Below are 26995 nucleotides of genomic sequence, written 5' to 3' on the forward strand. Positions count from 1 at the left end.
GAATGGGGTAGGCTACTAGTATTTCAATTTCATCTCACATTGTAGCTCTGCATAAATGGCTGTCCATTCGGTGAAACTCCTTCCAACTTGAGCCTGCCGCTGAATTCTTCCAGATATTTCCCAAAAGCTTTCGGATCTTTTGCAGGCATCTCATTGACATGGGTAATCACAAATCCATCGCGGAAACCAAGATCACGAAGGTATCCTCTGCTCAGAGAACTGATTTTTATACCATAAGGAATTTTTAAGCGGTCTTTTTCCACCGTATTCACTGCTTCCAAACGTGCCCCCAAAAGGCTTGAAGCATAATATTCCCGCTTGATCACTCCAGTGCCTCCTTCCAGATTCTGAAGGGTAAGCGTAGCAGTTTTTAAGTTCCCATCTCGGGTAAATTCCACATTGATTTTTTCTCCCGGATAGTAGTAGGAAAGCGCTTCTTCAAAGGATCCTTTTCCGGTGATTTTCCAGTCCCCGATGCTGGTAATCACATCATTTTTCTGAAGACCGGCATTCTCAGCCGATCCACCTCTAAGTGTATGCGTGACAATGACTCCATCCAGGTTTTTCAATTTCATCTCCTCAGCCAACTCCGGAGTCACTTCAACTACATCTACCCCAGGAATTGCTTTTTGAACTTCCCCATACTGAATCAAGTCGTTGGCCACTTTCATTGCCACATCCACTGGTACAGCAAAACCATAACCTGTGTAGGAACCTGTTCGAGAAAGGATTGCAGTATTGATTCCAACCAATTCTCCATTCACATTGACCAAAGCTCCTCCAGAGTTACCCGGATTAATAGGTGCGTCAGTCTGGATAAAGCTTTCTAATGGAAAATCTCCCCCCAGGATATTGATTTGCCGCTCCTTAGCTGAAACAATTCCGGCAGTCACAGTAGAAGTCAAGTTGAACGGATTGCCGACAGCCAAAACCCATTCTCCGATTTTCAAATTTCGGCTTGAGCCTTTTTTGATTTCTGGAAGGTTTTCAGCATCAATTTTCAGGACAGCGATATCCGTATTTTTATCTGTCCCTACCAACCGTGCTTTGTAGGTTCTTTTTTGGTGAACCACTTCAATGGTTTCTGCTCGGTCGATTACGTGATTGTTAGTGACGATATATCCGTCTTTAGTGATGATTACACCCGAGCCAGTGGACACTTGTTGAGCGGGTCCGGTTCCAAAGAAATAATCAAACATGGAATACCTTCTGTAATCCGTCCCACTGAAGTTTTTGATAAAGACTACAGATTCGGTGCTGTTTTGAGAGGCCTCTATAAATGAAAGCGGTGGATCCGTCCTCAGGGAATTTGAGTTGGAATTGTAGTCATTTACCACTTGGGTTGGAATTCCCGAATCCAAGGATCTATCAAAAGAAGGTTGATTTTCTTGAGGATTTTGGATCGAAATCCAAAGTGCTGCACCTGCAATTCCTGAAATGAAAGGAATGACGAAAGATTTTATGCTTGTGTTCATGGTAATAATTTACTGAAAGGATGGGTTTTGGTTTTCTGCCAGGTTTTCCATTCACATTTTTTAAGACCTGAATCCAGACTCCACAGTTCAAAAATTATCCCAATTGCCAAAATGTGACGAGATGTACAAGGAAAAGTCAGTCCATTTGGTAATTTTGTCAGCCTAAGATTGAACCTTCCGTCTCTCGGAAGGTTTTTCATTGGTTACAACCACACTGAATGACAGCACCCAAGCGCATAGCTATCCTCGGAAGTACAGGAAGTATCGGAACCCAAACCTTGGAGGTGATCCGACAGCATCCTGAGGAGTTTACCGTAGAAGTCCTAACTGCCCAAAACAATTGTGATTTGCTCATTGCCCAAGCTTTGGAGTTTAATCCAAACGCGGTGGTTATTGGAAACGAGGCAAATTACCTAAAGGTGAAAGAGGCTTTGATTCCGCACGATATCAAAGTTTTTGCCGGACAAAAAGCTTTGGCTCAGGTGGTAGAAATGGAAACCATCGATGTGGTTTTGACCGCATTGGTTGGGTATTCTGGTCTGATTCCTACGGTTCATGCGATAAAAGCTGGAAAGCAAATTGCCTTGGCAAACAAGGAAACCTTGGTCGTGGCGGGAGAGATTATTACAGCGCTTGCCAAAGAAAATGGAGTAAATATCTACCCAGTTGACTCAGAGCATTCCGCAATTTTCCAGTGTTTGGTAGGGGAGTTCCATAATCCAATAGAGAAAATAATTCTTACGGCTTCAGGTGGTCCTTTTCGGGGAAAAGATCGGGCCTTTTTGGAGACCGTCACCCGGGAGCAGGCGCTCAAACATCCCAACTGGGACATGGGAGCCAAAATCACCATTGATTCGGCATCCCTGATGAATAAGGGATTGGAAGTGATTGAGGCCAAATGGCTTTTTGGTTTAAAGACCGAGCAAATCGAAGTGGTCGTGCATCCTCAGAGTATCATCCATTCCTTGGTTCAGTTTGAGGATGGGTCGATCAAAGCACAACTTGGGCTACCTGATATGCGTATCCCTATTCAGTTTGCTTTAAGCTTCCCTCATCGCCTCAAGAGTGATTTTGAACGATTTGATTTCACCAAATATCCCCAATTGACCTTTGAGCAGCCTGATTTGAAAACCTTCAGGAACCTTCAGCTGGCATTTGATGCTTTGGCAAAAGGAGGAAATGCTCCTTGCATTCTCAATGCAGCCAATGAAATTGCTGTGGCAGCTTTTCTGAGTAGGGAAGTTGGGTTCTTGGAAATGTCAGATTTGATCGAGGAAACACTAGCAAAAACCGAATTTGTCCAGCATCCTACTTTGGAGGATTATGTGGAAACAGACAAGCGGGCAAGAGAAATAATTGAAAATTTAATTAAGTCAAGAGTATAAATGGAAACTTTGATTATGGTGGGCCAGCTGCTGCTGGGATTGTCAATCCTGGTAGGGCTTCACGAGCTGGGACACTTGCTTACAGCCAAAATGTTTGGCATGCGTGTAGAAAAATTCTCCATCGGTTTTCCTCCGAAAATCGCAGGATTTCAATGGGGAGAAACTGAGTATTCTATTGGAGCAATTCCACTTGGAGGATTTGTAAAAATCTCCGGAATGGTGGATGAATCCATGGATACCGCTCAATTGGCTACAGAGCCACAACCTTGGGAGTTTCGATCCAAACCAGCCTGGCAGCGATTGATCGTGATGCTGGGAGGTATTATCGTCAATGTCATCACAGGGATTATCATCTTCGTTTCCTTGGTGTATAAAAACGGGGAGACCTATTTTTCAAGAGAACAGGTTATTGAAAACGGAATTGTTGCCTATGAATATGGGGAGGCAATTGGTTTACAAACCGGAGATAAAATTCTTGACATCAACGGAGAGCCTTATCAGAGCATTACCGAGCTAACTAGCGGAGCAGCCTTACTCAGCGAAAATGGATACTATTCTGTGGAAAGAAATGGTGAAGTGATTCAGGTGGAGATTCCTCGTGGATTCATCAATACCTTCAATTCAGAGGAAGCTTTCAGCAAATTCGTTTCAATCCGATTTCCATTTGAAGTAGGTGAAGTAGATAAAGGAAGTGGTGCGGAAGCCGCTGGAATCCAAGTGGGAGATAAGATCTTATCCGTAAATGGGCAGGAGATCCAATACTTTGACGAGATGCAATCCGCATTGAAAGGCTTGGTTAATCAATCCGCTCAAATCGTAAGACAAAAGGGTGCTGCCACCGATACCTTGACTATTCCTGTTACGGCTGATGCCAGAATCGGTATTGCTGTCCAGCCTTTGGTCGAGCCAGTACGAAGAGAATATGGAATTGGGGAATCCCTTTCTAAAGGCACTTCAAGAGCATTCGGTGTGGTAATTGTGAATGCAAAAGCTTTGGGTAAAATGTTCACCGGAGAGGTTTCTGCTAAAAACGTCAGTGGGCCGATCGGGATGGCAAAAATTTATGGCAACAGCTGGGATTGGACCAAATTCTGGAGCATCACCGGTTTGATTTCTATGATTTTGGCATTTATGAATTTATTGCCGATTCCTGCCTTGGATGGAGGGCATGTGATGTTCCTTCTTTATGAAATGGTATCCGGAAGAGCTCCTTCTGATAAGTTCTTGGAGAATGCCCAGAAGGTCGGAATGGTGATTTTGCTGGCACTGATGGTTTTTGCCATTGGCAATGATATCCTGAAGTTATTTACAGGAAGTTAAGATTTCCTTAAAAGAATGAAGGCCGGAATTTCCGGCCTTTTTTATTTACTCAGGTTTTTCTTCCAAAACGCTTGGGGCTTTCCACTTGATGGAGCCTACACCCCGGTTTTCGGCGATTTTTAAAGCCTTGGAGCTTCTTTTCTTTTCATAGATCATGGCAAAGGTCATGATCAAACTGGTGCCGATAATTACAAACAACAAGATGCCTGGCTCAAAACTCGCGATCTGGGCTTCAACAGGAATTGCATAAAAAAGCAATACCGTGATCAAACCTCTTGGAGCAATAAATACCTGAGGTAAGATGTCTTTTCCTTCGAAAATAAAAACCAAAACGAATCGGATCGCATAAATCGAGGCGATCAGGAGCGTACTTATCAGGGCAACTTCGACACTGAAAAGGGAAGTGATGGCAATGGTTAATCCGAAAATGACAAAGAAAAAGGTTCTTACCACAAAGGCTGTTTCTGCGGTAATAGTATGTAGTTCATGATAGATCTGATGCGCTTTTTCAAAATTCACCCATTTGGCAAGTTTCCCCTTGAAAAACAACTGCATGTTGGCAATCACCAACCCGAAAATCAAAATGATAATTAGGGAGGATAAGTGCATTTTCTTTCCTACTGCATAAAGCAATAGAAGAACAGCGATCAATAGGAAAAGCTTGACTTGACTTTTGATATTCTGGAAAATCAAAATGATCGCATAACTGGCCACAATGGAAATGGCAACTGTCAATAGGAAATTTCCTCCAAATCCTACCAAACCAGTATCCTCTGCTGGGTCAAATTTCCCTGAGAGAAAATAGAAAAGCATAATTCCGAGAATATCTGAAAAGGTGCTTTCATAGATATGGAATTCCCGCTTTTTGCCCTTAAGCCCCGATACACTGGGGATGATAATCGCACTGGAAAGAATCGAAAGCGGAGTGGCATACAGCCAAGCCGATTGCCAGGTCATCTCGGGGATATAGTAGTATAAAATGTATGCTGCTGCCCAGGTAGATGCTCCCAATCCTATGCTGGCTATTGCCATGGATTTGAGGATTGGAATCAGTTTTTCACGTTTCAATTCCAACTCCAAAGCAGCTTCCAAGACAATCATGATCAAACCCACAATTCCCAAAACTTCCAGGATAGGGAAAAAATCCACCTGATCTGAAGTGTAGTGTTTGAGCACATATTGAAGAATAATCCCTAAACCAATCAAAAGCAGTACAGCAGGGATATTCGTCTTTTTTGAAATGCCATTAAATAAAAAAGAAAGAATGATGATGACCGAAACTTCGATGATCAGATTATAGGAAGAAATGAGTTCCATTAGTTTTCAAATTTTTCTGAGTTGTTAGTTGCCATTTCGTTTTCATGGAGGAAATTGATCAAATCCTCATTCGAAGCTCCTTTGGCCAAGGTGTAATGCAGCAGGTAAACATGCTCGGTATTCATTTTTTTCAGTCTGATCTCCTTTCCCAAGGCAAGGACAGGATGAGCGAAAATCAGAGTTTTCATTTCCGAATAAGGCAATTTACTCTTCAAATAAATCGCTCTTTGTTGGGCTGCCTGATTGGAAACTAAGGTAAATCCTGCCTTATCAAAGCTTTTGTACCAAACCCAGCGTTCACCTTGATCTGTACCGATTGCCATCCCTAAACTGGCTATTTTATGAATTCTGCCTTTTATTTTACCAGCTTGTACCAAGGTCCCTTCGGCCACCATGGCACTGGATCGAATGACCAATCCGCTAACATAATTTTCAAGTTGTCTGAATCCCAGGGCAGAAATCAGCAAAACAAGAAATCCATGCGGGAGAGGATCTAGGGACACAAATCCACCAATCACGATGAGCCAGGCAATGGGCTTGTAAAGAAGTCTAATCCTTCGGAGAAGAAATAAATTTCGCTCACTGATCCGCTTTTTCTTTAGGTATTGAGAAAGCAAAAGAAAGGAGACGGAGAGGACTAGGTAGGCTCCCGAAACGGTAAGAATTAAGAAGAAAAGATCATTCCAAGCTGTCATACGAATCAGGGCTAGTTGGCAAGTAGTTCATGGTAAACCAAAACAGCATTCAAGTCCTGTCTTACTGAGTTCTTCACAAGCAATTGCCCTTGAACATTTCTCTCTAAAATTCCAATATTCAACAGTTTTCTGACCGCAGGTTTGAACTGGGAATCATAGTTTTTGGTAAATAGATTTTTCAATTCCAGATCGGTGCTGTATCCGAATAACAGGCATTGCTTGATTACCAGCAATTCAGGAGTTTTTAGGAAATCATTCAGGTGCGTCTCTTTTTCCGTGAATCGGATATTACCGTCTATTTGTACATCGGTGCAGAATATCCAGGCTTGAAGAACGGCTCCGACATTGAAATCATGTTTTTTGGCCAGCCAATAAATCTTCTTTCTGATTTGCCCCTCAGTCATCCAGATTCCTTCTTTTTCGAAAATCTTCTTGTGAGAAGCCCCATGTCTTAGCATAACGGCTTTGTAGATCTCATCAAATTTTGCCGTTTTGGTTTCCAAGAGATTGGTAAATCCCTCCGAAAAGGGCATCAAAGTATCCAAATGAAGACTCAGGGATTTGGTGGCTCCAACGACAACAAAGGCCTTGGAGAAATTGGTATTTACAAAATCAATCAGGCTTGAAGCATTGTCAGCAAGGGAATTTTCTTCATCTCTCCAAAGGTGGAGGTCGTCGATAATCAGGATTTTTTTGGTATTCATCAGTGACCTGTTGATGAAACTCAAGGCTTGCCCGAGATCCTTTGAGGTTTTGAATTTTCTTCCTTCGACCGTAATATTTTCATTGGGCTGAAGAATCAAAACTTCCTTTGCGGGAAAAAGGTGAGCAGCAAATTCCAAAAGGGTAGACTTTCCACTCAAAGGCGGACCAAGTATGGCCAAAGATCTTGCATGGCCTTTTTTCCAATGGTCCACCACTTTTTTGATTTCCTCTTCAAGAGCAGGTCGTCTGACCATAAACAGGTCCCCAAGGAAATTTTTGTTTTGGAAAAGTGCATGGTAATGGTCAGGGATTTCCTTTTCATTTCGGGTTTCTAGTATGCCCAAAGCGACTTCCAACTTTTGGTGAGGGGAGTCTTCGGTTACTACCTTAACTTTTTTGCCTAAGTTGGATAAGAGATTTCCAATTGTCTTTGACCAAATATTTTTCTTTATAGAACCTCCAGTCAACCGTGCAAAATTAGTTTGTAAAGGTACCTTGAGGTATTCCGCCTGGGTATAAACTTCAGAAACCTTAAACCCTTTCAACAAGTCTTCAATCAGTTCGACTGGGCCTTGGTTTTGCACTGAGGTCTGATTCTCTTTTTCAAAAATTTCATTCCAGGAGCTTATTTCTCCTTGAATTCCATTGGAATTGGAGGATCCTTTGGCGAAGCTTAGGCTGTTCTTGATCCGGTTGGCTACATTTAGCCGATGAGAACTCAGGGCCTCCAGATTATCCCAAAGATCAATCAGTTCAGGAAGGATTTTGTAATCCATCCATTTTTGAGTGCTTTTTCTGAAATCAATTTTTTTGGTAAGGAGATAACCTTCTTTGGAATCTACTGGAATGGAATATTCCTTAAGCAAATTGATCTGGTCCTCAAGCTGTCTGATCTTAGAATCAGAGTTGATTTCTTGAGCCTTTGCCGCATTGAGTAAGCTGTCGAAGTTGGAGATGACCTGATCTATTTCCCTTTCATTTTTTTCTAAGAGAATTAATTCCTCAAGGCAAATCCTGGTCTTTTCCCTGAAAAATTCACTTGCTTCCAAAACCTCATCCTTCATCTTAAGGACCAAATTGGAGATACTTTTAAATTCCTCACTGGTAGTCCGTAACTGAGAGCCGCAATGAGTGATTTCTGAAAGTTGATTTTGAATAGACTTGAATTGGGTGATATAAATCTCGCTAGGATTTGCAAAGTGTTTGACCGATTCCAGTTTTTGCTTAAAAAGATCTTCTCGGCCCATCATGGTCTGATATTCACTGGAGAAAAATCCGGCGATTTTTTCCGTTTCTTTTCCCAGCAATTCTTGAGTTTGGGAAAAATGCTTAGCATACGTCTGATCTGAAATAAACCCTTCCGAATGTCTCAATTCCGCTATGGAAAGTTGGAGCAGACAATCTCTGAGAAGAAGTAAAATTGACTTAAACCGATCCGGGTAAGAAAAATGGAACAAATACCGGCTTGCTTGGATTTCTTTTGATTCACTTTCCTCAGCTGAGCAGGCCAAATCACTGCTCAGGTTAAAAGAATCAATTAACCTGGGACCCTCATGCTGTAGATACTCCTGAAGGGAAGAGGGGGCATTGGGCAGTAAAAGCCCTTTATTAAACTTCCCAAAATCCTCTAAAAATCTATCCACCAGGGAATTGATTTCCTCCCGAGAAGTTTTTGTTGGCTCTAGAGTTTGTGTCATTAGGTTAAATTCTCCTTCAAAGTAAAAAAAATGCAATGAAATTAATTGGAATGATAGGTTTTTGAACTTTTGACAATGGAATTGAAATCATCGTTGTCTTCTTTTTATGGACCTTATTTAAAGATTTTTTTGCTAATCCTAACCAAGAAAATTCACAGAAATCAGGCGATTTTTATTTGACTAAAAATAAAGGTTAAGAAAATCAATAAGTTAGTTTGAATTAACATTTACAAACTTGTTAGTTCAATACTTTTTTTCTTGCTTTCAGCTTTCAATTGTGATTATGAATAGATTTTCTTTTTTGGGATTTTTCTTTTTCAGTTTCTTTTGGTTAAATGCCCAATCGGTAAAAAGTCAAGAATTAGATCCGATACTTTGGAGTAATTTGAATCCCATCACGGCCGAAGAATCCGATTTTGTGGTCTTGGGGTCCAATCAAAAAGTTTTTGGTAAGATTAACCGTAATTATAACCAAGCCAATTACGACCAGATAAGTTTCGAAGAAAATGGCCTTGAAAAGGTTTTGGAGCCAAAAGACATTGTGGGGTTTGGCCTTAAAAACGGTCAGATTTTTCTTTCCAAAGTACTCCCGGGTGAAACTTCCCCTGTCTTCTTACAACGATTGATTTCCGGCCCAATTGATTTCAGTGGCTACAAGGGTAGATATTTTCTCGAAAAGGGGGAGGAATTTGTAGAGCTTCAAGCATTTTACAAGCAGGTAGAAATCCCTTTGGGGGAGACGAGGAAATTTTTGAAACCCTTCGTTTCCACGCTGAAGTTGATTCTAGAGGGTGGATGCGGAGTGGAGTTATATCCAAAAATTGAAAGGATTCCTTTCACTGAGGAGGCGATCACCAGTATTTTGGTCAGCTATTTTGAGTGTACTAATTCATCTTTCCAGAGCCATGTAGTTAGGGCTCCGTTTTTGATTCTTTCTCCGACATTGAGTTTGGGCCCCAGTTATTATTCTCTGACTTCTGTTTCTCGAACAGTAGAACGAGCTGACCAATTTGAAAATAATATTGGTTTCCAGGGATTTATTGGGGTCAGATTGCATGAGCTAAGAAAGCTCCCTCGATTTAGCATGGATATCAGATTTGGCTTCTCTAATTTTTCTACCCAGTTATTTTCCAGCTATGAGGGTACCCAAGCCATATGGACAGGTTCTGAGAAGGTGAAAGAAACGGCTATTTACCTTCCTGTAAGTTTTAATTATAGCATCCTAAAAAATTCCAAAAGGGAGATTTATCTGGGATTGACAGGAGGTTTGTGGAACCAGAAAACCGAACTCTCTGAAGGAATTCTGGATGAAAGGTTACTCACCTATGAAGAAGTGTATTTGACAGAGACCTCTATTGTGCGAAACACTGGAGTGAAATTTATACCCGGGATAAAAGCTGGATTTAATTTGGGATTGGGGCAAATGAGGCGATTGTTTTTTGAAATAGAGGGAAATGTTCAAAAAGAATATTACCGGTTTTTCCTTTTTCAAAACGAGGCAGATTACACCAGAAACAGACTTTCTCTACAGTTAGGAATAGAATTTTAAGAAAATGATTAGACGATTATTTATCCTTTTTGGACTGGCTTTTTTGGGTTTCTCTTGTGCAGAAGATGAGGTAGTTCCCCGTACGAATCCTCGTTTTAGTGTCGCCTTAATACAGGGAGTAAATGAGGATGGGGTGGAGTTTTCCGCGAATATTTATGATTATGGCTCTGAAGAAATCTTAGAATATGGGTTTGTATTTGGAGCTAATCCCAAGTTGAATGATCCAAATGCCGAGATTTTGTCCATGTCAGGAAGGCCTGAAAAGGAGTTTAAATTAAGGGCCGTTCAAGGTCTTGAAAGAGGAAAACCTTATTTTGTTGTGGCCTACCTAAAGACTCAATCGGGAATAGTTTATTCTGGAATAAAGGAATTTGTAAGCGAAGGATCTAGAGGGTATGTACTGGGTCAAATAATCGCTCCAGAAGAAGTCTTTTTTGGAGATATTTTGATTTTTGAGGGAGAAAATCTACCCAAAAATCAATCCCAAATCCAGGTTAAAATTGAGGGTTTTCAAGCTGAAGTAATCAGTATGGAGGGCTCTCAGTTTAAGGTGAAAATCCCTGATGTTTTTGAGTTTGATCCAGAAAGGGCAAAGGAAGGTCGCTTTCAAATTGATCTAAAGGTATCAGTAAAGCAGTTGTCGGTCGAAAAGATTTTGAATTTCCGAAAGCCAAAATTTATTCTTGAAGAAATTCCAGAGGTAGCCTATACAGACAGGATAAGAATTAAAGGCGCTGATCTTAGGGATTTAAGCCTCCAAGTCAAATATGAGGATGAAAATGGAAAGATATCCAATCTTGAGGTTCTGACCAGAGGGGATAATCTAGTTGAAGTTTTGCCTAATGCCTTATTTACTGAAGCCAATCCAAAACTCATTATTCGAGTAAGAGGTATCGAATACCAAGTTGCCAATTCATTTAAGCTTAAGCCTACTAAGCTAAACAAGGCTCAGACCAGCAAATTTGATGGTTGGTATGCTTATATCGAGTTGAATGGGGAGAACTTTAATCCATTAGGAAAGGAATACAACAGAGTTGAATTACAAGGGTCTACTTATCATTTGGCAGAAATCACCGAGTTTTCGGCAGACCGGATGAAAATAACCTTAGTACCGGATGAAGGGGTTTATTCAAGGGAAATCCTAGTTCGGACTAATATGGGACCTGGATTAAGTCAAGATGCTTATAGATTAGAAGTATCTGACCCTAGGATACCTGTTCAAGAATTCCCATATCAATTTATTACTAGTTTATATTCAGTAGGAGTTAGCTTTCAAAACAAAGGATATTTTGTTTCAAGTGAAGGTGTTTTTGAGTTTTCTTCTTCCATTTCCTCACCAAAAAGACTATTTGGGCCATTTCCTTCAGCGTTGCAATTCCCATTCAATTTCACGGCTTCTGGAGAGGGTAATTTGTATTTTTCAGACGGGAAAAAATTGATGCGATTTAATTTAAACTCAAATCAGCCTCAAGCTTTGCCAGATCTTCCCAATAACGCTACTGAAAATTTAGGATTCTTTGTAAACGAAGGGTACTTGTATGCAGAATATGGCACCTTAAGGGGATATTTCTTCGATCCTTCTTGTTCCAGAAGATTCAGACTAAATTTATCTACACTTATTTGGGAAGAACTAGCTGCAGATACAGGCAGATATTACATCGGAAATAAAACTTTTAAGGTTAATGGAGATCTTTATTCTTATAGAACCCGAGTAAATGAGAATACAAACAATACTGAAATTGCTCGTTTTAATTCGAACACCAAAAGTTGGGAATTTGTAAAAACTATTTTACCTGGAGGCGTGCAAGTAAGAACTAATGAAGTCTACGTGATAGGAGAAAATGTTTACTTCCTTGAAAGTTCGAATTCTTTTGTTTTGAATTCATCCAATTGGACTCAAAAAAATATAGATAATGTGACCCTTGGAATTTGGCCAAAATATGGCTTTCAAATTGAGGATAAACTATACCAGTTTAATTTCCATAGGGAAAAATCGGTTCTTTATGAGATAGATCCTGATTATTTTGTTTTTAGATAAATGGATTACCTGCCATTCTGACCCCTTTGCCTTTTGGCACTTACCTTGAACCAATTGGAAGAACCTTCGTATTTTGAGGGTTCTTCTTTTATTTTAGCTATTCCCTGACAGCTTGGCTGTCATTCTGTCTATATGAGCCAATTTGATAAAAACATTTTCCAAAATCTGATGAATGGGGACTTTGCAGGTGAGGGTGATCTGATCCAATTGATTACCGATGAGGACGATCAGGATCTCAGCACCGAATCATTTGTAGAGGATATTCCTATTCTTTCAGTAAGAAATACCGTTTTGTTTCCTGGGGTTGTGATTCCAATTACTGTTGGAAGACAGCGCTCCATTCGTCTAGTCAAAAAGGCTTACAAGGGAGACAAGTTGATCGGGGTATGTGCCCAGATCAATCCTAACAATGACGATCCTGCTTGGGAAGATATTTACCATGTGGGTACTCTTGCCAAAATCATCAAGATGATCGTGCTTCCTGATGGGAACACTACGATTATTATTCAAGGGAAAAAGCGATTCAAAATCCGTGAAACGGTCACAGATGATCCATATTTCATGGCAAAAGTGGATTATTTGGAGGAGAATTTCCCTAAGAACTCCAAGAAAATCAAGGCCTTGGAAGAGTCTCTAAAGGATGCTGCAATCAAGATCCTTCATCTAAACCCGGAGATTCCAAGAGAGGCTCAGGTTGCTTTGGATAATATCGACAATACTGCCTTCTTGACTCACTTCCTTTCCTCAAATATCAATGCGCCAGTTGAGTCAAAGCAGCGCTTGTTGGAAATCAACGATGGAGTGGAGCGTGCTACCCTTTTGCTGGAGTTCATGATGAAAGACATCCAGATGCTGGAGCTGAAGTCTGAAATCCAAAAGAAGGTTCACACCGATATCGATCAGCAGCAGAGAGATTATTTCCTTCGCCAGCAAATGAAGGTACTTCAAACCGAACTTGGTGAAGAGGGACCTGAAAAAGAGGTAGAAGATCTTAGGCTTCGTGGCGCTCAGAAAAATTGGCCTACTGAGGTAAAAAAGCATTTTGAAAAGGAGCTGGATAAAATCCTTCGGATTAATCCTTCAGCCGCAGAATACCCTATAGCGCTCAATTATTGCGAGACCATGGTGGAATTGCCATGGAATGAATTTACCCAGGATAATTTCGACCTTAAGCATGCCAGACAGATTTTGGATGCGGATCACTTTGGTCTGGAAAAAGTAAAAGACAGAATCATCGAATACTTGGCTGTTCTCAAGCTCAAGAATGATTTGAAAGGACCGATTCTTTGTCTCTATGGCCCTCCTGGGGTTGGAAAGACTTCGTTGGGTAGATCTATTGCAGCGGCATTGGGTAGAAAATATATTCGAATGTCCTTGGGTGGTTTGCATGATGAAGCTGAGATCCGTGGACATCGTAAAACCTACGTGGGTGCGATGCCAGGGAAAATCATCCAAAACATGAAAAAGGTAAAAATCTCCAATCCGGTTTTTGTCCTGGATGAGATTGATAAGCTTTCTTCTGACTTCCGAGGCGATCCTTCCTCAGCATTTCTTGAGGTATTAGATCCAGAGCAAAACTTTGCCTTTTTGGACAATTACTTGGAGGTAGAATATGACCTGAGCAAGGTTTTGTTCATCGCGACTGCCAATAGTTTGGATACAATCCAGCCTGCCCTTCGTGACCGTATGGAAATCATCGAAGTGACGGGATACACCATGGAGGAAAAGCTTGAAATCGCCAAGAGACACTTGGTGCCAAAGCAAAGAAAAGAACACGGGCTTAAATCTAAAGACGTGACTTTCGAAAAGGCTGCCTTGGTGAAAATCATAGAGGATTATACCCGTGAGTCTGGGGTTAGAAATCTGGAAAGAGCCATTGGAAAAGTGATTCGAAACATTGCCAAGTCCATTGCCATGGAGGAGGAATACAACCATAAAATAACTACCGAGGCTGTTCGTAAGATTTTAGGGTCTGAGATTTTCGATAAGGAAAGTTATATTGATAACAGTGTTGCAGGCGTGGTTACCGGACTTGCTTGGACTAGCGTAGGTGGGGAAATTCTTTTCATCGAATCCAGCTTAAGCAAAGGTAGAGGGAAACTAACCCTTTCTGGACAGTTGGGAGATGTAATGAAGGAATCCGCGATGACCGCACTTTCCTATCTTAAATCCCAAGCTGAAACTTTGGGAATTGATCATCGGGTTTTTGATCAATACGATCTTCATATCCACGTGCCAGCTGGAGCTGTACCTAAAGACGGCCCATCAGCAGGGATTACCATGTTGACCGCCATGGCTTCGGTGTATACCCAGAGAAAAGTCAAATCTAAATTGGCGATGACTGGAGAGATCAGCTTGATCGGAAAGGTCATGCCTGTAGGTGGAATCAAGGAAAAAATCCTTGCCGCAAAGCGTGCCGGGATCAAGGAGATCATTCTTTGTAAAAAGAACCTTCGGGACATCGAGGAGATCGATCCGCAATATGTCAAAGGAATTCAATTCCACTTCGTAGACAAAGTAAGTGAGGTATTGGAAATAGCCTTGACCAAATCTCTGGTGGATAAACCGCTGAAATTCACCTTTACATCTGAAAACAAAACCAATGACTAATAAGCTGATCTTCTATAAAAGGAAGATCGGCACTTTTAGGAGGATTTCTCCTCCATACTAAAACCACAACAACATGAATTCAATCGAATCACTTACTCCAAGACAAATCGTCGAAGAGTTGGATAAATACATCATCGGACAAAAAGACGCCAAAAGAAATGTGGCTATTGCCCTGAGGAATAGAATTCGCAGGATGATGGTCAAGTCCGAAATTCAAAAGGACATCGTTCCAAATAACATTTTATTGATAGGAAGTACCGGTGTGGGTAAAACGGAAATAGCCCGTCGTTTGGCGAAAATCGCTCAGGCTCCATTTACCAAGGTCGAAGCATCCAAGTTCACAGAAGTGGGCTATGTAGGCAGGGACGTAGAGAGTATGGTGAGAGATTTGGTCGAGCAATCCGTTCACTTGGTCAGAGAAGTAAAAAAGGAAGAAGTCAAGCTCAAAGCCACTGATGCTGTGGAAGAGGTGATTTTGGATATTCTTATTCCTCCGGTGAAAAGTGCAGGATTCACCCGTCAGCTTTCTGCCAATCCGGAATTGGAAAACGAACCCAATTCTGACGCTGATCTCAATGAAAGAACTCGAGATAGATTCCGGGAAAAATTGAGAAACGGAGAACTCGACGATCGAAAAATCGAAATCAATGTCAAGGCCAGTTCACCGGTTGGAATCGGAATGATCGGTAACGGAATGATTGACGATGCCAGCATGGCTGGACTTCAGGATATGATTTCTGGCATGATGCCGAAAAAGACCAAAAAGCGTAAGCTTTCTATTGCTGAAGCCAGAAAGGTTCTTTTGGAAGAAGAAATGTCCAAGCTCATTGATCATGATGAGGTTAAGGAAGAAGCGATTCGACTAGCCGAAAACAATGGTATTATCTTCATCGATGAGATAGATAAAATAGCCTCCAAGTCTGGTAAAAATGGAGGTGGACCTGATGTAAGTAGAGAAGGAGTGCAGCGAGATCTTTTGCCTATCGTAGAAGGTTCTGCTGTGAATACCAAATATGGGGTGGTCAATACAGACCACGTGCTATTCATTGCGGCAGGAGCATTCCATGTCAGTAAGCCTTCGGATTTGATTCCTGAGCTTCAAGGCCGTTTCCCGATTCGTGTTGAATTGCAAAGTTTGACGCAGGAGGATTTTTCCAGAATTCTTCGCGAGCCAAAAAATGCCTTGACTAAGCAGTATCAGGCATTGTTTGATTCAGAGCAGGTGGCTTTGGATTTTACTGATGAGGCCATTGAAGAAATAGCAAGATTAGCCTTTTTGATCAATCAGGAGGTAGAAAATATCGGGGCAAGAAGATTGCATACTGTGATGAGTCATTTGCTAAATGATTTTCTATTTGAAGTTCCTGATCTTATTCAGCCAAATTCAAAAATCATGGTAACAAAGGAAATGGTACTGGAAAGACTAAGCGCATTAGTTAAGAACCGAGACCTTTCACAATATATTCTATAAAAAACTAGGCACTGAAAGGTGCCTTTTTTCATATGAAAACTTTACTCGTTATCACCGGTCACTCCAAGGGTTTGGGAAAAGCCATTTTGGAGAAATTTATTAATGAAAAAGACATTCTGATTTTGGCAATTTCTCGAACTTCCTTGGATTTGGAACGGGATAATTTGCAGGAAATTCCTTTGGATTTAAGTGATTTGAATGCCTTGGAAGTACAGCTTCCAGCTCTTTTTCCCAAGGAGAAATTTGACCGGATGCTATTGATCAATAATGCGGGTTGGATAGGGGAGGTGAAGCCGGTTGGGAAGCTGCATCCTAAGGGAATTCGCCAGGTTTTAAATCTGAATTTGGTTGCACCCATGATACTATCTGATGCCTTTGCCAAAGCCTATGCGGATCAAAAGGGTACAAAAATCATCATCAATATCAGTTCGGGTGCCGCGAGCAAGCCTCTGCCGGGTTGGGGAGAATATTGTACCAGTAAGGCAGGCTTAGCCATGTTTTCAAAAGTTGCAGCAGAAGAATTAAAGGAAAATGGATTCCGGGTTTTTTCCCTGGCTCCTGGAATAGTGGATACAGAAATGCAGGCAGAAATACGGGAGGCAGATCAAAGTGATTTTCCGGCTTTGGAAAGGTTTAAATCCTATAAATCCGAAGGGCAATTAAGTCAAGCGGAAGAAGTTGCTCAAAAGATTTACTTTCTTGCTACCCACCCGGATCAGTTCGAGGATGTGGTGCAGGATGTGAGGAATTTTAAAGCAGATTAATGGATTTTCTTTGGATAGTCCATAAACCAAAATTCTGTGGTTTTAGGGTCGGTATCTGCCCAATGCTCGCTTTTTACCTTAAAGCCAAATTGCCCTGAGGTGGGTAAATTATCCAGTTTTCCTCCCAAATATTCAATCAATTCATTAAATCCTGGATTATGTCCTACCACAAATAGGGTGTTAATGGAATCGTGCTGCATCTTGATATACTTTAAGATGGTATGTGCGGATGCATGATATAGCTTATCAATCACCACGATTTTTTCTTCCTCAATTCCCAAAGCTTCAGCAGTAATTTTAGCTGTTTCAACTGCTCTAACTGCTGAGGAACTCAGGATCAAATCGGGAAAAATTTCTCGCTTTTGAAGTCTCTTAGCCATTTTGGGAAGATCTCTCAATCCCCGATCAGCCAGAGGCCTATCATGGTCAGAAAGGAAGGGTTGGTCCCATGCTGATTTTCCGTGCCTTATCAAAATAATTTTTTTCATATCACTCGAAAAAAAAACGATTATTTTGTTTTTTTTGATCAAATATTTACATTTAACGCTCTTACAATTACAATTTATATCAATTTATTATGTTTACCGGCACAGTAAAATTTTACAATGAAGCAAAGGGTTTCGGATTTATCGTAGATGATGAAACTCAGGGTGATGTGTTTGTTCACGCCACTGGGTTAGTTGATAAAGTCGCTCAAAACGACAAAGTCACCTACGACATCAAGGATGGAAAAAAGGGACCAAACGCCATCAACGTCAAAAAGGCCTAAAATATTCTGAAGAATAGATTAGCACTTCCCCCGAAGTTTATTCTTCGGGGGATTTTTTATTTTCCTCCTGTTGGGATTTTTTCAACTCAGGAAGTGATTTGATATACAAATCTCTCTTAGGGAAAGGAATTTCTACTCCATTTTCCAAGAAAGATTCAAAGATGTTATTCATTACCTCATTTCGCACATCGAGGTAAATATCCATGGATTCAACCCAGAAGAGGACCCTAAAGTCAACTGAGCTATCTCCGAAGTTTTGCATGTGAACTTTAGGTTCAGGAAATTTCATGATTTTATCATTTTTCAAGACCTCAGAAATCAGTTCTTTGACTTTTTTCATGTCTGAATCATAGGCTACTCCAATGATCAGCTCCACTCGTCTTCGCTTATTAGACAGCGTCCAGTTGATCAGGCTTTGAGAAAGCAAATCTCCATTGGGGACTACAATTTCGGATCCATCATAGGCTAATATTTTACTTGCCCGGATTCCTACTTCTTTGACTTTTCCGGTCATATTTCCGACTTCAATATCATCTCCGATTTGAATGGGTTTTTCAAAAGCCAATATTAGCCCTGATACCAGGTTGTTGATGATAGTTTGAAGACCAAAACCAATACCCACGGAAAGGGCACCAAGAACAATGGCAATTTTATCAAGAGGGATTTTTGCAGCAGTCGCAGCAATAAAAAACCCTACAGTAAGGATACCTAGTCGAATAATTAAAACGGAGCTCCCCAATTTTTTTTGAGGGGCTGAGGATATGTTTTGATCATTAAGTGAAATGAAGTAGGAAACGTTGTTTGCAATTAGGCTGGACAAATAAACCAATCCTGCAAAAAGGAATAAGCTACCGAAAGTAAATGTTGAATCTCCTAGTTTCCTTTCCTGATCCATGAATTCAGTGAGGCTTCCTAGTATATATTTGTTTAGGCTAAGGTTCTGTAGCAAAAGGGCAACCCAGATAAAAATTGCCACTATTACAAGAATATTTCTAAGTCGCCTCTGAATTTCCTGAAAATTAAGGTAAGCGGTGATGTAGTCTACATTTTTCTGTTTTTCGATCATTAGGAAAATAATCTCAGTTAAAACTTTAACAAAGAAATATAGCACTACAGCATAGGCAAAACTTGAAATACCAGCTATGCTGAGGATCTTACTTAGGCTAAATCTTCCTAATATATTGGCCACTGTAGCCAAAACTAGGAACAGTACGGTCAAATTTCTTACCCATGTAATTAATCTAGTTTCCTCGACAAGTTCACTTTTGAATTTGGTTTTTATCCCAACCAATACAGCTAGGATTAGTAAGTTTCCTATTAAATAGTACATTCTTTCTTGGTAGGCGATTTCCCAATAAAGGTTGCTTACAGTAAAAAATAAAAAGACGATTACCCCTACTGCCCACTTTAGGAATATCAATTTTTCATAGTTTCTGAAAATGATAATCGACGCAAGTATAACTTGCGCTGCAAGAGAAAAAGTCATAAAAGCGAAATAGCTAATTTCGAAAAGAAGAAGTAATAATGGAGTTAAACCGAGAATTACCCCAATAATTGGGTTCTTTTTTAGGAACCTTATTCGGCTGAAAACGCCGCCTTCATTGGTTTCATTTTCGTCTTTTTTAAGTTTTTTAAGTGTAGAGATTACGAGATAAAAAGTCACTAAAAGTATAAGAGCAGAAATGATTGCACTGATTTTTTGCATTCCAATTTGGATCAAAAAAAGCTTCCAATTCAGTTCTAGTGACTCAAATGTTATACTAAAAATTGATTTTGGTGATGGGATAGAATAGTCCTCCCAAATGAAGTTTATTTCTTTTTTGAATATGGACTTTTCTAAGGCTATCTTGCTTTTTTCAACATAGTCCTTCAGCTCCTCAATTTGAATAATGGATAAATTCAGTCGGGATTGAAGCCGAGCAGCCTGAAGCTCCTGTCGAAAAATAGTACTGTCAATGGACTGGATATTTTTCTTAAGCAGATTTATTTCAAGACTATAATTAGGGAGGAGTAAGGAATCCCTGATTTTGTATTTGAAATAATCATCCGTACGGATACTGATTAGAAGGCTGTCTAAGTATCCCAATCGGTCTAATTTTTCCTGAATTGTTTTTCAAAAGACAATGACTTGGCCATTGAATTATCTAGAATTCCACCTAAGGCATTTACAAACCTAAAATTGTAATTAGTGTTAACAATGTTTTTCCTTTCTTGAAATGCCTGAAGTATTTTTTCGATTTCAAGAATCTCCGAATCTAATAATACTGTATCTAAAGTATTTTCTAATTCCCGTTTGATTTCATTGGACTGTAGCGTGAATCTTTTTCCCTTTTTTATGAATTCGTCCAAAGTAGGAACGAAGCTAGGCGTAAGAGTGTCAGTCCTATTTTCTGAATCTGTTCTGACAATCAAACTGTCTTTTTGGGAAATTAAAAGACTATCAATTTGGTCTTGAGCAAATAAGCCGGTGGAAAAAGAAAAAATAAGCAGGAAGCAATTGAGTATGAAAATCTGAAAGGAGGATGTTTTCATGTTTAAAGTTCTATTCAACTAAAAATAGACATTTATTTTCAATCCGGTCAAAATTTTCGAGGCTGGGAAATCGAGTTTTTAAGTCAAAATGTCTCGATTTGATCAATACGAGCCCATTTTTTAAGTCAAAATGTCTCAAAAAAGCTGCTGGTACAAATTTTACAGAATGATTCCCGTAAACAAAACCAACACAACTATGAAACTTGTAAGATACAACCAACTCGAACCCCAAGTTCCTGCGTCTTTCAGCAGCATGATTGACCGATTGTTCAATGAATCTTTGGGCGCGAATCTAAAGCAGTTTAGTCCTGCAGTGGATATCGCAGAAGATGAAAAAGCCTATGAGATCCATGTGGCTGTTCCCGGAGTTAAAAAGTCTGATTTTAAGATCGAACTCCTAGATGGAAAATTGACCATTTCCGGGGAACGCAAGCAAGAAGAAAAGAAGGAAGGAAAAAATTTCCACAGCATCGAGACCCAATACGGTTCGTTCAAAAGATCATTCTTTATCCCAGAAGATGTGAAAGAAGATCAGGTGGAAGCAGCTTATGAAGATGGATTATTGAAAATTTCTCTTCCAAAAAGAGAGAAAAAAGTAAATAAATCCACCATTGAGGTGAAATAATACAGGAGCGGGAAAACCCGCTCCTTTTAATTTGGTTAATTTTCTAACCGCCGGAAAAGCGGTTAATTCTTGTTAATTTGAAGGCTTGAAGTGATCCTAAAGCTTTTAAAAAATGTATTAGGATTAGAAAATTTGTAATCATCAAACTGAAAGGAAACAAAAATATGAGTAAGAAACAGTTCTTTCTGGGAATGTTGCTAGCCGCATTTATCGGTGGGGTAGTGGCATTGGCAGGGGTTAGCTTTCTATTCAAACCCCAGAGTGCCGGGAACTTTGACGAAAAGCAGCAGGCTAGCTTTGTCAATATGCTTTCTGGTAAAGATTTCACGATTCCTGATGGGATCAATTTTGTTGCTTCCGCACAGGTGGTCACTCCGGCTGTAGTCCATGTGAAAAGCCAAATTGCCTATAGTCCAAGATCACAACGAGATCCGATTCAGGAATTCTTTGGCTTTCCTGACCCCAGAGGAGATCAAGGCCAAGGTGGAGGAGCAATGCCAATGAGCTCAGGTTCGGGAGTGATTATTTCTCCTGACGGATACATTGTCACCAATAATCACGTGATCGATGGAGCTACCAAAGTGGATATTTCTCTGGAAAACAATAAGCGATACGAGGCAACCATTATCGGTACTGATCCAACCACGGATTTAGCCTTACTGAAAATTGAAGCGGATAACCTTCCGTTTGTAAAGTTTGGAGATTCAGACCGAACCAAAATCGGAGAATGGGTTTTGGCAGTGGGAAATCCATTTGACTTGAACTCTACAGTTACTGCAGGTATCATTTCAGCAAAAGCCAGAAATATTGGTATCCTTCAAGGTGTAGAAAATAATCTACAAGTCGAATCCTTCCTGCAAACAGATGCCGTGGTAAATCCAGGAAACTCCGGGGGAGCCTTGGTTAATTTGGCTGGAGAATTAGTCGGAATTAACACAGCCATTGCCACTCGTACTGGAACTTTCTCAGGATATTCATTTGCCGTTCCAAGTACATTGGTAAAAAAGGTAATGGATGATTTGATGAAGTATGGAGCAGTTCAAAGAGGTTTATTGGGAGTTCAGATTCAAAATGTAAGTCCTGAATTGGCGGATTACTTGGATAAAAAGTTCCCTGTTGAACAAGGAGTTTATGTAGGTGGAGTAAATGAAAACTCTGCCGGTAAGGAAGCCGGACTTAAAGAAGGCGACATTATCACCGCAATTGATGGAAAGGCGGTAAATAATGTAGCCATGCTTCAGGAAATGGTAGCTCGAAAGCGTCCAGGGGATAAAGTGGAGGTGGAATATCTACGAGATGGTAAGAATGCAAAAACCACTGCTACCTTGAAAAACTTCTCTGGTGATACCAATATCGTGAAGCGGGAAGTTCCCAAAGCCTACAATTTCGATGGGCTTCAATTTGAAGATTTGAGGGATAATCAGAAGCAACAGCTTGAAATCGCCGGTGGTGCCGTGATTAAATCCAATGCAAATGAGGTTTGGAGAAATGCAGGAGCCAGAAATGGATTTATCATTACCTCCGCAATTGCTGATAACGGTAGAGCAAAAATTACCAACGCGCAAGAAATGATTGACTTTCTTGAAGATCACCGAGGTGAGGAAATAGTTATTCTGGGTATGTTCCCTGATGGCACTGATTACTACTTCGAAGTAGAATTAAACTAAGCTATCCTCAGCGATTCCAAACGGCCGGTTTTATCCGGCCTTTTTTGTTTGGTTTTTTTGTACTTTGAGTACCTAATAACCCCCCAACCTAATGAAAAATAGAACCTTATTTCTCCTGATTTTCCTGCTGGGCATTTCAGGAAGTACTTTTTCCCAAACCCTTTCCTCCACTGTCAATTCATCTGTATCCGGAATTTCCAAAGAAAGGGTAACAAAGTTGGATGCGATGCTTGAGGAGGCCATGCAAAAAGAACAGGTCCCAGGACTAGTCGCTATGGTGGTGAAAAATGGACAGGTTGTATATCATTCTGCCAAAGGATTCGCTGATGTGGAAAGTAAAAAAGCCATGGAGAAAAATTCCATTTTTCGAATCGCTTCCCAATCCAAGGCCATCACTTCCACAGCGGTAATGATGCTTTGGGAAGAGGGAAAGTTTCGACTGGATGATCCTATTTCCAAATACATTCCTGAGTTCAAGAATCCACAGGTTTTGAATACTTTCCGCTATGGTGATACTACCTACACAACCAAACCAAGTAGCCGGGAGATAACTATTCGGCATTTGCTCACCCATACTTCTGGCTTGGGATACGGAGTGATCGATGGCGACGAGCGGATGAAAATGATTTACCACAAAGCTGGCGTGGTGGACCTTTTTACCACTGAGAATGTAACCATTAAGGAAAGCGTAATGCGACTCGCCAAGCTTCCACTTCATCACGAACCTGGGGCAAAATACACCTATAGCGAAGGCTTGGATGTTTTAGGTTATTTCATCGAGGTGATTTCGGGAATGCCTTTCGACCAGTTTTTGAAAACTCGGATTTTTGATCCTCTGGGAATGAATGATACCCGATTTTACTTAAATGATGCCCAGGCTCCAAGATTGGTGACTGTTCATACCCGAAAAGATGGGAAATGGGCACCTTATCCGGTAACATTTTATGACCCAGCCTATCCAAAAACCGGAGCAAAGACCTTTTTCTCAGGAGGAGCTGGGCTTTCCAGTACCACTGAGGACTATGCAAAGTTTCTTCAGATGTATCTCAATGGTGGGATTTATAACGGAAAGAGAATCCTGAGTCCCCATACTATTCAAACCATCATGACCAATCAGGTTGGTGACTTGTTGGGAGATGGAGGAAAGGATTATGGATTAGCCTTTGGTTTGGTGGATGAAAAGGGTGTTCAGTTAGGAGGCCAGGGTAGTTTGGGGACTTTCGATTGGGGAGGATATTTTAATACTCAGTACTTCGCAGATCCAAAGACCGGTATCATAGGTCTAATTTTCAAGCAGACTTCCGGCGCAGGAAATGGGGATGAAACGGGCTGGAAATTCCGTCAAATGGTATTTACGCTGGTAGAATAGAAATTTTAAAATCATTAGAAAAAGGAGCTGAAAGGCTCCTTTTTTAGTTTGTAAACCAGGCTTTGACTTCCTTAAAATCAGAAAAAGCTTCTTGACATCCCATTTCCAGCAATTCTCTTTTGGTGTGAGAGCTTGCTATTCCAAAGACCCGAATTCCTGCTGCCTTTGTGGATCTGATTCCTCCCCCAGAATCTTCGAAGACCAAAGCGTTTTCGGGTTTTTGTCCTGATTTTCCCAAGGATTTCAGAAAAATTTCCGGATCAGGTTTTCCTTTAAGCACTTCATGCCCTCCGGTAATGGTATCAAAAAAATGTCGGATTCCCAGACCATCCAAAGTGAAGTCAATGTTGTTTTGATCTCCCATCGTAGCCAGGTGAATGGATTTTCCCTTGGATTTTAAAAATTCCAAGAACTCCGTTAGACCTTCAATTTCTTTCAAGTCGGATTTGTAAATAGTCCGAAAGGTCACCTCCTTTTCTTCTCCGAGTTCCAATCGCTTTTCCCTTGATTTTTCATGAGGGAAAAATCTAAAAATCATTTCATTCAAGGTGCCATGATTTTGGGCATGAAAATCCTCCGGAAGAAGGTGGATTCCGTGATTGCCCAAAAACCTCAACCAAGCCTCTTGATGAAAAGGGATGCTATCTATTAAGGTTCCATCCATGTCAAAAACTACTGCTTCGAAAGACTTAAGAAACTCCGGGTTTGATTTCATGATTTGAACTAAAAAAAATAAAAGTAAGTGTATTGAATTGTTTGTTCAATAAGAGCGGATTATAGGATGATTAAATTTTCCTTGGCAGAAAACACCAAAATAAAATTGCTCAGAACCATTCAAGTCCATGGAAATCAGTAACTTTTAGTATTCCAAACACGAAAGCATGATGAAAAAGAGAGATTTTTTAAAGAAAACACTGGCTGGTTTTGGAGGAATTGTAGCCTTGCCTGTGGTTGGAAGTGATTCCAAAAAAAGTCAGGGAAATTCCGATAATGAGGTTTGTGAGACTTCTCCCAAAGAAACCAGAGGCCCATTTCCCAATAAAACTCCAGCGGAATTGATGCGGGCAAATATTGTAGCAGACCGACAAGGGGTAGCTCTTTTGGTTAATCTAAAAATCCAAAGCCAGGGAAATCCATGTGAAGCCTTGGCTGGTGCACACGTAGATATTTGGCATTGCGATGCCGAGGGATATTACAGCGAGTATGGAGCTCATCGCTTGCAGGAAAAAGACTTCCGTCAGGTTTCTTTTTTAAGAGGAAGACAGACTACCAATGCCAATGGAGAGGTTTCTTTTATCAGTATTTTTCCGGGTTGGTATCCAGGCAGGGCGCCTCATATTCATGTGGATATTTTACAAGGAGAAAAAATAATCCTTAGCACCCAAATTGCCTTTCCAAAGGAAAGTACCAATGCTGTTTATGCCAGTAGGGGATATAAGGGAGAAGAGGACACGCCCAATGATAAGGATGGAGTATTTAGAAACAGTTTAGCAGGAAATATGGCTGATTACGTAGTGGGTAATCTTTCAGATGGATTTACATTGAGCAAAGTGATCACGGTAGGATAAATTCACCCAAAGTCGACTAGAAAAGAAAGGCCCGGGTTTAATTCTGGGCCTTTAAATTTTCCCCGTCTTTAAAATGAAGTCTTCTAAAGACTAATCCTGATAGGATGGTCAAACTGCCGATTACCAAAAACGTGTAGCGGAAAGCCTGATGAATTTCATTCTGGATCAATTTTTCATCTCCTTCAAAAAGCTTCAATACGATCAGTCCAAAAGCTACCCCAAAGCCAATTGCCAGTTGCATATTGACAGAAACCAAGGAATTCCCGCTGCTGGTATGATAGGATCGCAGGTCTGCGATGGAAATTGAATTCATGGATGTGAATTGGATGGAATTGAAAAATCCCAACAAGAAAATAATGGGAAGGTGCCAATAAATAGATACTTCAGGACTCGGAATTGCCAACGCACAGATCAGGAGCCCTATGATAAATGTATTGGTCATCAGTGTGGTTCGGTAGCCGAATCGATTCAAAATTTTAATTACAACAGATTTCCCAAACATGGCGGTCAAGGCCATTGGGGCGACTATCCAACCTGAAACCACGGCTGATTGTCCATAAGCAATTTGAACCATCAGAGGCAAAAGCAAGGGTACAGAGCTGATTCCGATCCGGGTTGCCAGATTGCCTAAAATTCCAACTCGGAAAGTTCTTACCTGGAATAGGTTTAAGGGAAAAATCGGGTTCTCTTCCTTTTTAGCATGGCGGTAATAGAAATACAGCATCAAAAATCCCAAGACTAAGGCCAATAGAATTGGGGTCACATTTACTGAATTTCCCAGAAGTTCTAAAGAAATGGAAAGGAGAAAGGAAGCTGCCGCAAAAATCAAAAAGCCTTTCAGATCAAAATCCAGAATCTTGGATCGGTAGTCTGGAAGGTAGCTGAGACTCATTCCTATTCCAATTAAAGCTATTGGGATATTGATCAAAAAAATCCAGTGCCAGGACAGGTAATCCACCAAATATCCTCCAACCAAGGGTCCCAGAACAGGTCCAATCAAGGCAGGCACGATGGCGTAGTTCATGGCCTGAACCAATTCATTTTTTGGATAAGTCCGTATTAAAGTCAGTCTGCCTACCGGCGTCATTAAACTTCCGCCCACTCCTTGTAAAACTCTAGCCACAACCAACTGGGTAAGGTTTTCTGAAAGTGAGCAAAACAAAGAACCCAAGGCAAACAGAACCAAGGAAAGAAAAAAGATCCTTTTGGTGCCGAATTTATCTGCCAAAAAGCCACTGATGGGCATTAGCAAAGCCAAAGTCAGCACGTAGCTGATAATGGCATTTTGCATATTTAGGGGAGATTCATTGAGGTCTTTGGCAATGGCCGGAAGCGAGGTGTTTAGAATCGTAGAATCCAGCATCTGCATAAATATTGCAGTCGCCAAGATGATTGGGAGTACTTTCTTAAGTTGAGGGCTGGCTGAAGCCTGATTCATG

At 40.7% G+C, this 26995-nt stretch carries 21 protein-coding genes; 12 read left to right on the forward strand and 9 right to left on the reverse strand.

Annotation, left to right across the window (positions count from 1 at the left end; genetic code table 11):
* Positions 1–29: 29 nt before the first annotated feature.
* Entirely contained in the window at positions 30–1475 is a 1446-nt protein-coding gene (locus DFQ04_RS12375) for a S1C family serine protease (RefSeq protein WP_133556300.1), read from the reverse strand.
* 218 nt (positions 1476–1693) lie between these two features.
* Here DFQ04_RS12375 and DFQ04_RS12380 point away from each other — a divergent pair, with 218 nt between their 5' ends.
* Positions 1694–2860 (forward strand): 1-deoxy-D-xylulose-5-phosphate reductoisomerase, encoded by a 1167-nt coding sequence (locus DFQ04_RS12380; protein ID WP_133556302.1) that lies wholly within the window; start codon positions 1694–1696, stop codon positions 2858–2860.
* Positions 2861–4180 carry an RIP metalloprotease RseP gene (rseP, locus tag DFQ04_RS12385; protein ID WP_133556304.1) on the forward strand — a complete coding sequence of 440 codons (1320 nt, stop codon included), beginning with the start codon at positions 2861–2863 and terminating at the stop codon, positions 4178–4180.
* A gap of 45 nt (positions 4181–4225) precedes the next feature.
* On the opposite strand, the gene DFQ04_RS12390 is transcribed toward rseP, so the two are convergent.
* The 3 genes from DFQ04_RS12390 to DFQ04_RS12400 are packed head-to-tail and all read right to left on the reverse strand — an operon-like array spanning position 4226 to position 8594.
* Positions 4226–5497 (reverse strand): cation:proton antiporter domain-containing protein, encoded by a 1272-nt coding sequence (locus DFQ04_RS12390; RefSeq protein WP_133556306.1) that lies wholly within the window; start codon positions 5495–5497, stop codon positions 4226–4228.
* On the reverse strand, positions 5497–6192 hold the full coding sequence (locus DFQ04_RS12395) for a hypothetical protein (protein ID WP_133556308.1): 696 nt from the start codon (positions 6190–6192) through the stop codon (positions 5497–5499). The genes DFQ04_RS12390 and DFQ04_RS12395 overlap by 1 nt, the downstream gene beginning before the upstream one ends.
* Before the next feature lie 11 nt (positions 6193–6203).
* Positions 6204–8594, reverse strand: a complete 2391-nt coding sequence (locus DFQ04_RS12400) for a P-loop NTPase family protein (RefSeq protein ID WP_133556310.1) — start codon at positions 8592–8594, stop codon at positions 6204–6206.
* Positions 8595–8877: 283 nt separating this feature from the next.
* On the opposite strand from DFQ04_RS12400, the gene DFQ04_RS12405 reads away from it, so the two are divergent.
* The 5 genes from DFQ04_RS12405 to DFQ04_RS12425 all read left to right on the forward strand — a co-directional run bounded on the left by DFQ04_RS12405 (position 8878) and on the right by DFQ04_RS12425 (position 17026).
* Entirely contained in the window at positions 8878–10143 is a 1266-nt protein-coding gene (locus tag DFQ04_RS12405) for a hypothetical protein (RefSeq protein ID WP_133556312.1), read from the forward strand.
* A gap of 4 nt (positions 10144–10147) precedes the next feature.
* Complete coding sequence (locus DFQ04_RS12410) at positions 10148–12181, forward strand: hypothetical protein (protein ID WP_133556314.1); 2034 nt, start codon at positions 10148–10150, stop codon at positions 12179–12181.
* A 132-nt stretch (positions 12182–12313) separates the two neighbouring features.
* Positions 12314–14791 carry an endopeptidase La gene (lon, locus tag DFQ04_RS12415; protein WP_133556316.1) on the forward strand — a complete coding sequence of 826 codons (2478 nt, stop codon included), beginning with the start codon at positions 12314–12316 and terminating at the stop codon, positions 14789–14791.
* Positions 14792–14864: 73 nt separating this feature from the next.
* Positions 14865–16262, forward strand: coding sequence for an ATP-dependent protease ATPase subunit HslU (gene hslU / locus DFQ04_RS12420; protein ID WP_133556318.1), 1398 nt, complete (start codon positions 14865–14867; stop codon positions 16260–16262).
* A gap of 32 nt (positions 16263–16294) precedes the next feature.
* Positions 16295–17026, forward strand: a complete 732-nt coding sequence (locus tag DFQ04_RS12425) for an SDR family NAD(P)-dependent oxidoreductase (RefSeq protein ID WP_133556320.1) — start codon at positions 16295–16297, stop codon at positions 17024–17026.
* Here DFQ04_RS12425 and DFQ04_RS12430 read toward each other — a convergent pair.
* Positions 17023–17514, reverse strand: a complete 492-nt coding sequence (locus DFQ04_RS12430) for a SixA phosphatase family protein (RefSeq protein ID WP_133556322.1) — start codon at positions 17512–17514, stop codon at positions 17023–17025. The genes DFQ04_RS12425 and DFQ04_RS12430 overlap by 4 nt on opposite strands.
* 89 nt (positions 17515–17603) lie before the next feature.
* Here DFQ04_RS12430 and DFQ04_RS12435 point away from each other — a divergent pair, with 89 nt between their 5' ends.
* Positions 17604–17795: a cold-shock protein gene (locus DFQ04_RS12435; RefSeq protein WP_067545283.1), complete on the forward strand. Its 192-nt coding sequence runs from the start codon at positions 17604–17606 to the stop codon at positions 17793–17795.
* A 37-nt stretch (positions 17796–17832) separates the two neighbouring features.
* Here the strand turns inward: DFQ04_RS12435 and DFQ04_RS12440 are convergent, their stop codons facing one another.
* Together DFQ04_RS12440 and DFQ04_RS12445 are read right to left on the reverse strand one after the other, a co-directional pair.
* Positions 17833–19500 carry a mechanosensitive ion channel family protein gene (locus DFQ04_RS12440; RefSeq protein ID WP_133556325.1) on the reverse strand — a complete coding sequence of 556 codons (1668 nt, stop codon included), beginning with the start codon at positions 19498–19500 and terminating at the stop codon, positions 17833–17835.
* Positions 19501–19886: 386 nt separating this feature from the next.
* A complete protein-coding gene (locus tag DFQ04_RS12445; RefSeq protein WP_133556327.1) occupies positions 19887–20327 on the reverse strand; it encodes a hypothetical protein in 441 nt (146 codons plus the stop codon).
* A 196-nt stretch (positions 20328–20523) separates the two neighbouring features.
* On the opposite strand from DFQ04_RS12445, the gene DFQ04_RS12450 reads away from it, so the two are divergent.
* From DFQ04_RS12450 to DFQ04_RS12460, 3 genes are all read left to right on the forward strand, one after another.
* Positions 20524–20952, forward strand: coding sequence for an Hsp20/alpha crystallin family protein (locus DFQ04_RS12450; RefSeq protein WP_133556329.1), 429 nt, complete (start codon positions 20524–20526; stop codon positions 20950–20952).
* Between the two features lie 164 nt (positions 20953–21116).
* Positions 21117–22619, forward strand: a complete 1503-nt coding sequence (locus tag DFQ04_RS12455; protein ID WP_133556331.1) for a S1C family serine protease — start codon at positions 21117–21119, stop codon at positions 22617–22619.
* Between the two features lie 91 nt (positions 22620–22710).
* Positions 22711–23988, forward strand: coding sequence for a serine hydrolase domain-containing protein (locus DFQ04_RS12460; RefSeq protein ID WP_133556333.1), 1278 nt, complete (start codon positions 22711–22713; stop codon positions 23986–23988).
* Positions 23989–24031: 43 nt separating this feature from the next.
* Here the strand turns inward: DFQ04_RS12460 and DFQ04_RS12465 are convergent, their stop codons facing one another.
* Positions 24032–24703 carry an HAD family hydrolase gene (locus tag DFQ04_RS12465; RefSeq protein ID WP_133556335.1) on the reverse strand — a complete coding sequence of 224 codons (672 nt, stop codon included), beginning with the start codon at positions 24701–24703 and terminating at the stop codon, positions 24032–24034.
* A gap of 166 nt (positions 24704–24869) precedes the next feature.
* Here DFQ04_RS12465 and DFQ04_RS12470 point away from each other — a divergent pair, with 166 nt between their 5' ends.
* Positions 24870–25556 carry a dioxygenase family protein gene (locus tag DFQ04_RS12470; protein WP_243739678.1) on the forward strand — a complete coding sequence of 229 codons (687 nt, stop codon included), beginning with the start codon at positions 24870–24872 and terminating at the stop codon, positions 25554–25556.
* Between the two features lie 37 nt (positions 25557–25593).
* Here the strand turns inward: DFQ04_RS12470 and DFQ04_RS12475 are convergent, their stop codons facing one another.
* On the reverse strand, positions 25594–26994 hold the full coding sequence (locus DFQ04_RS12475) for an MFS transporter (protein ID WP_133556337.1): 1401 nt from the start codon (positions 26992–26994) through the stop codon (positions 25594–25596).
* Position 26995 lies beyond the last annotated feature (1 nt).

Source organism: Algoriphagus boseongensis, assembly GCF_004362805.1.
Lineage (GTDB): Bacteria > Bacteroidota > Bacteroidia > Cytophagales > Cyclobacteriaceae > Algoriphagus > Algoriphagus boseongensis.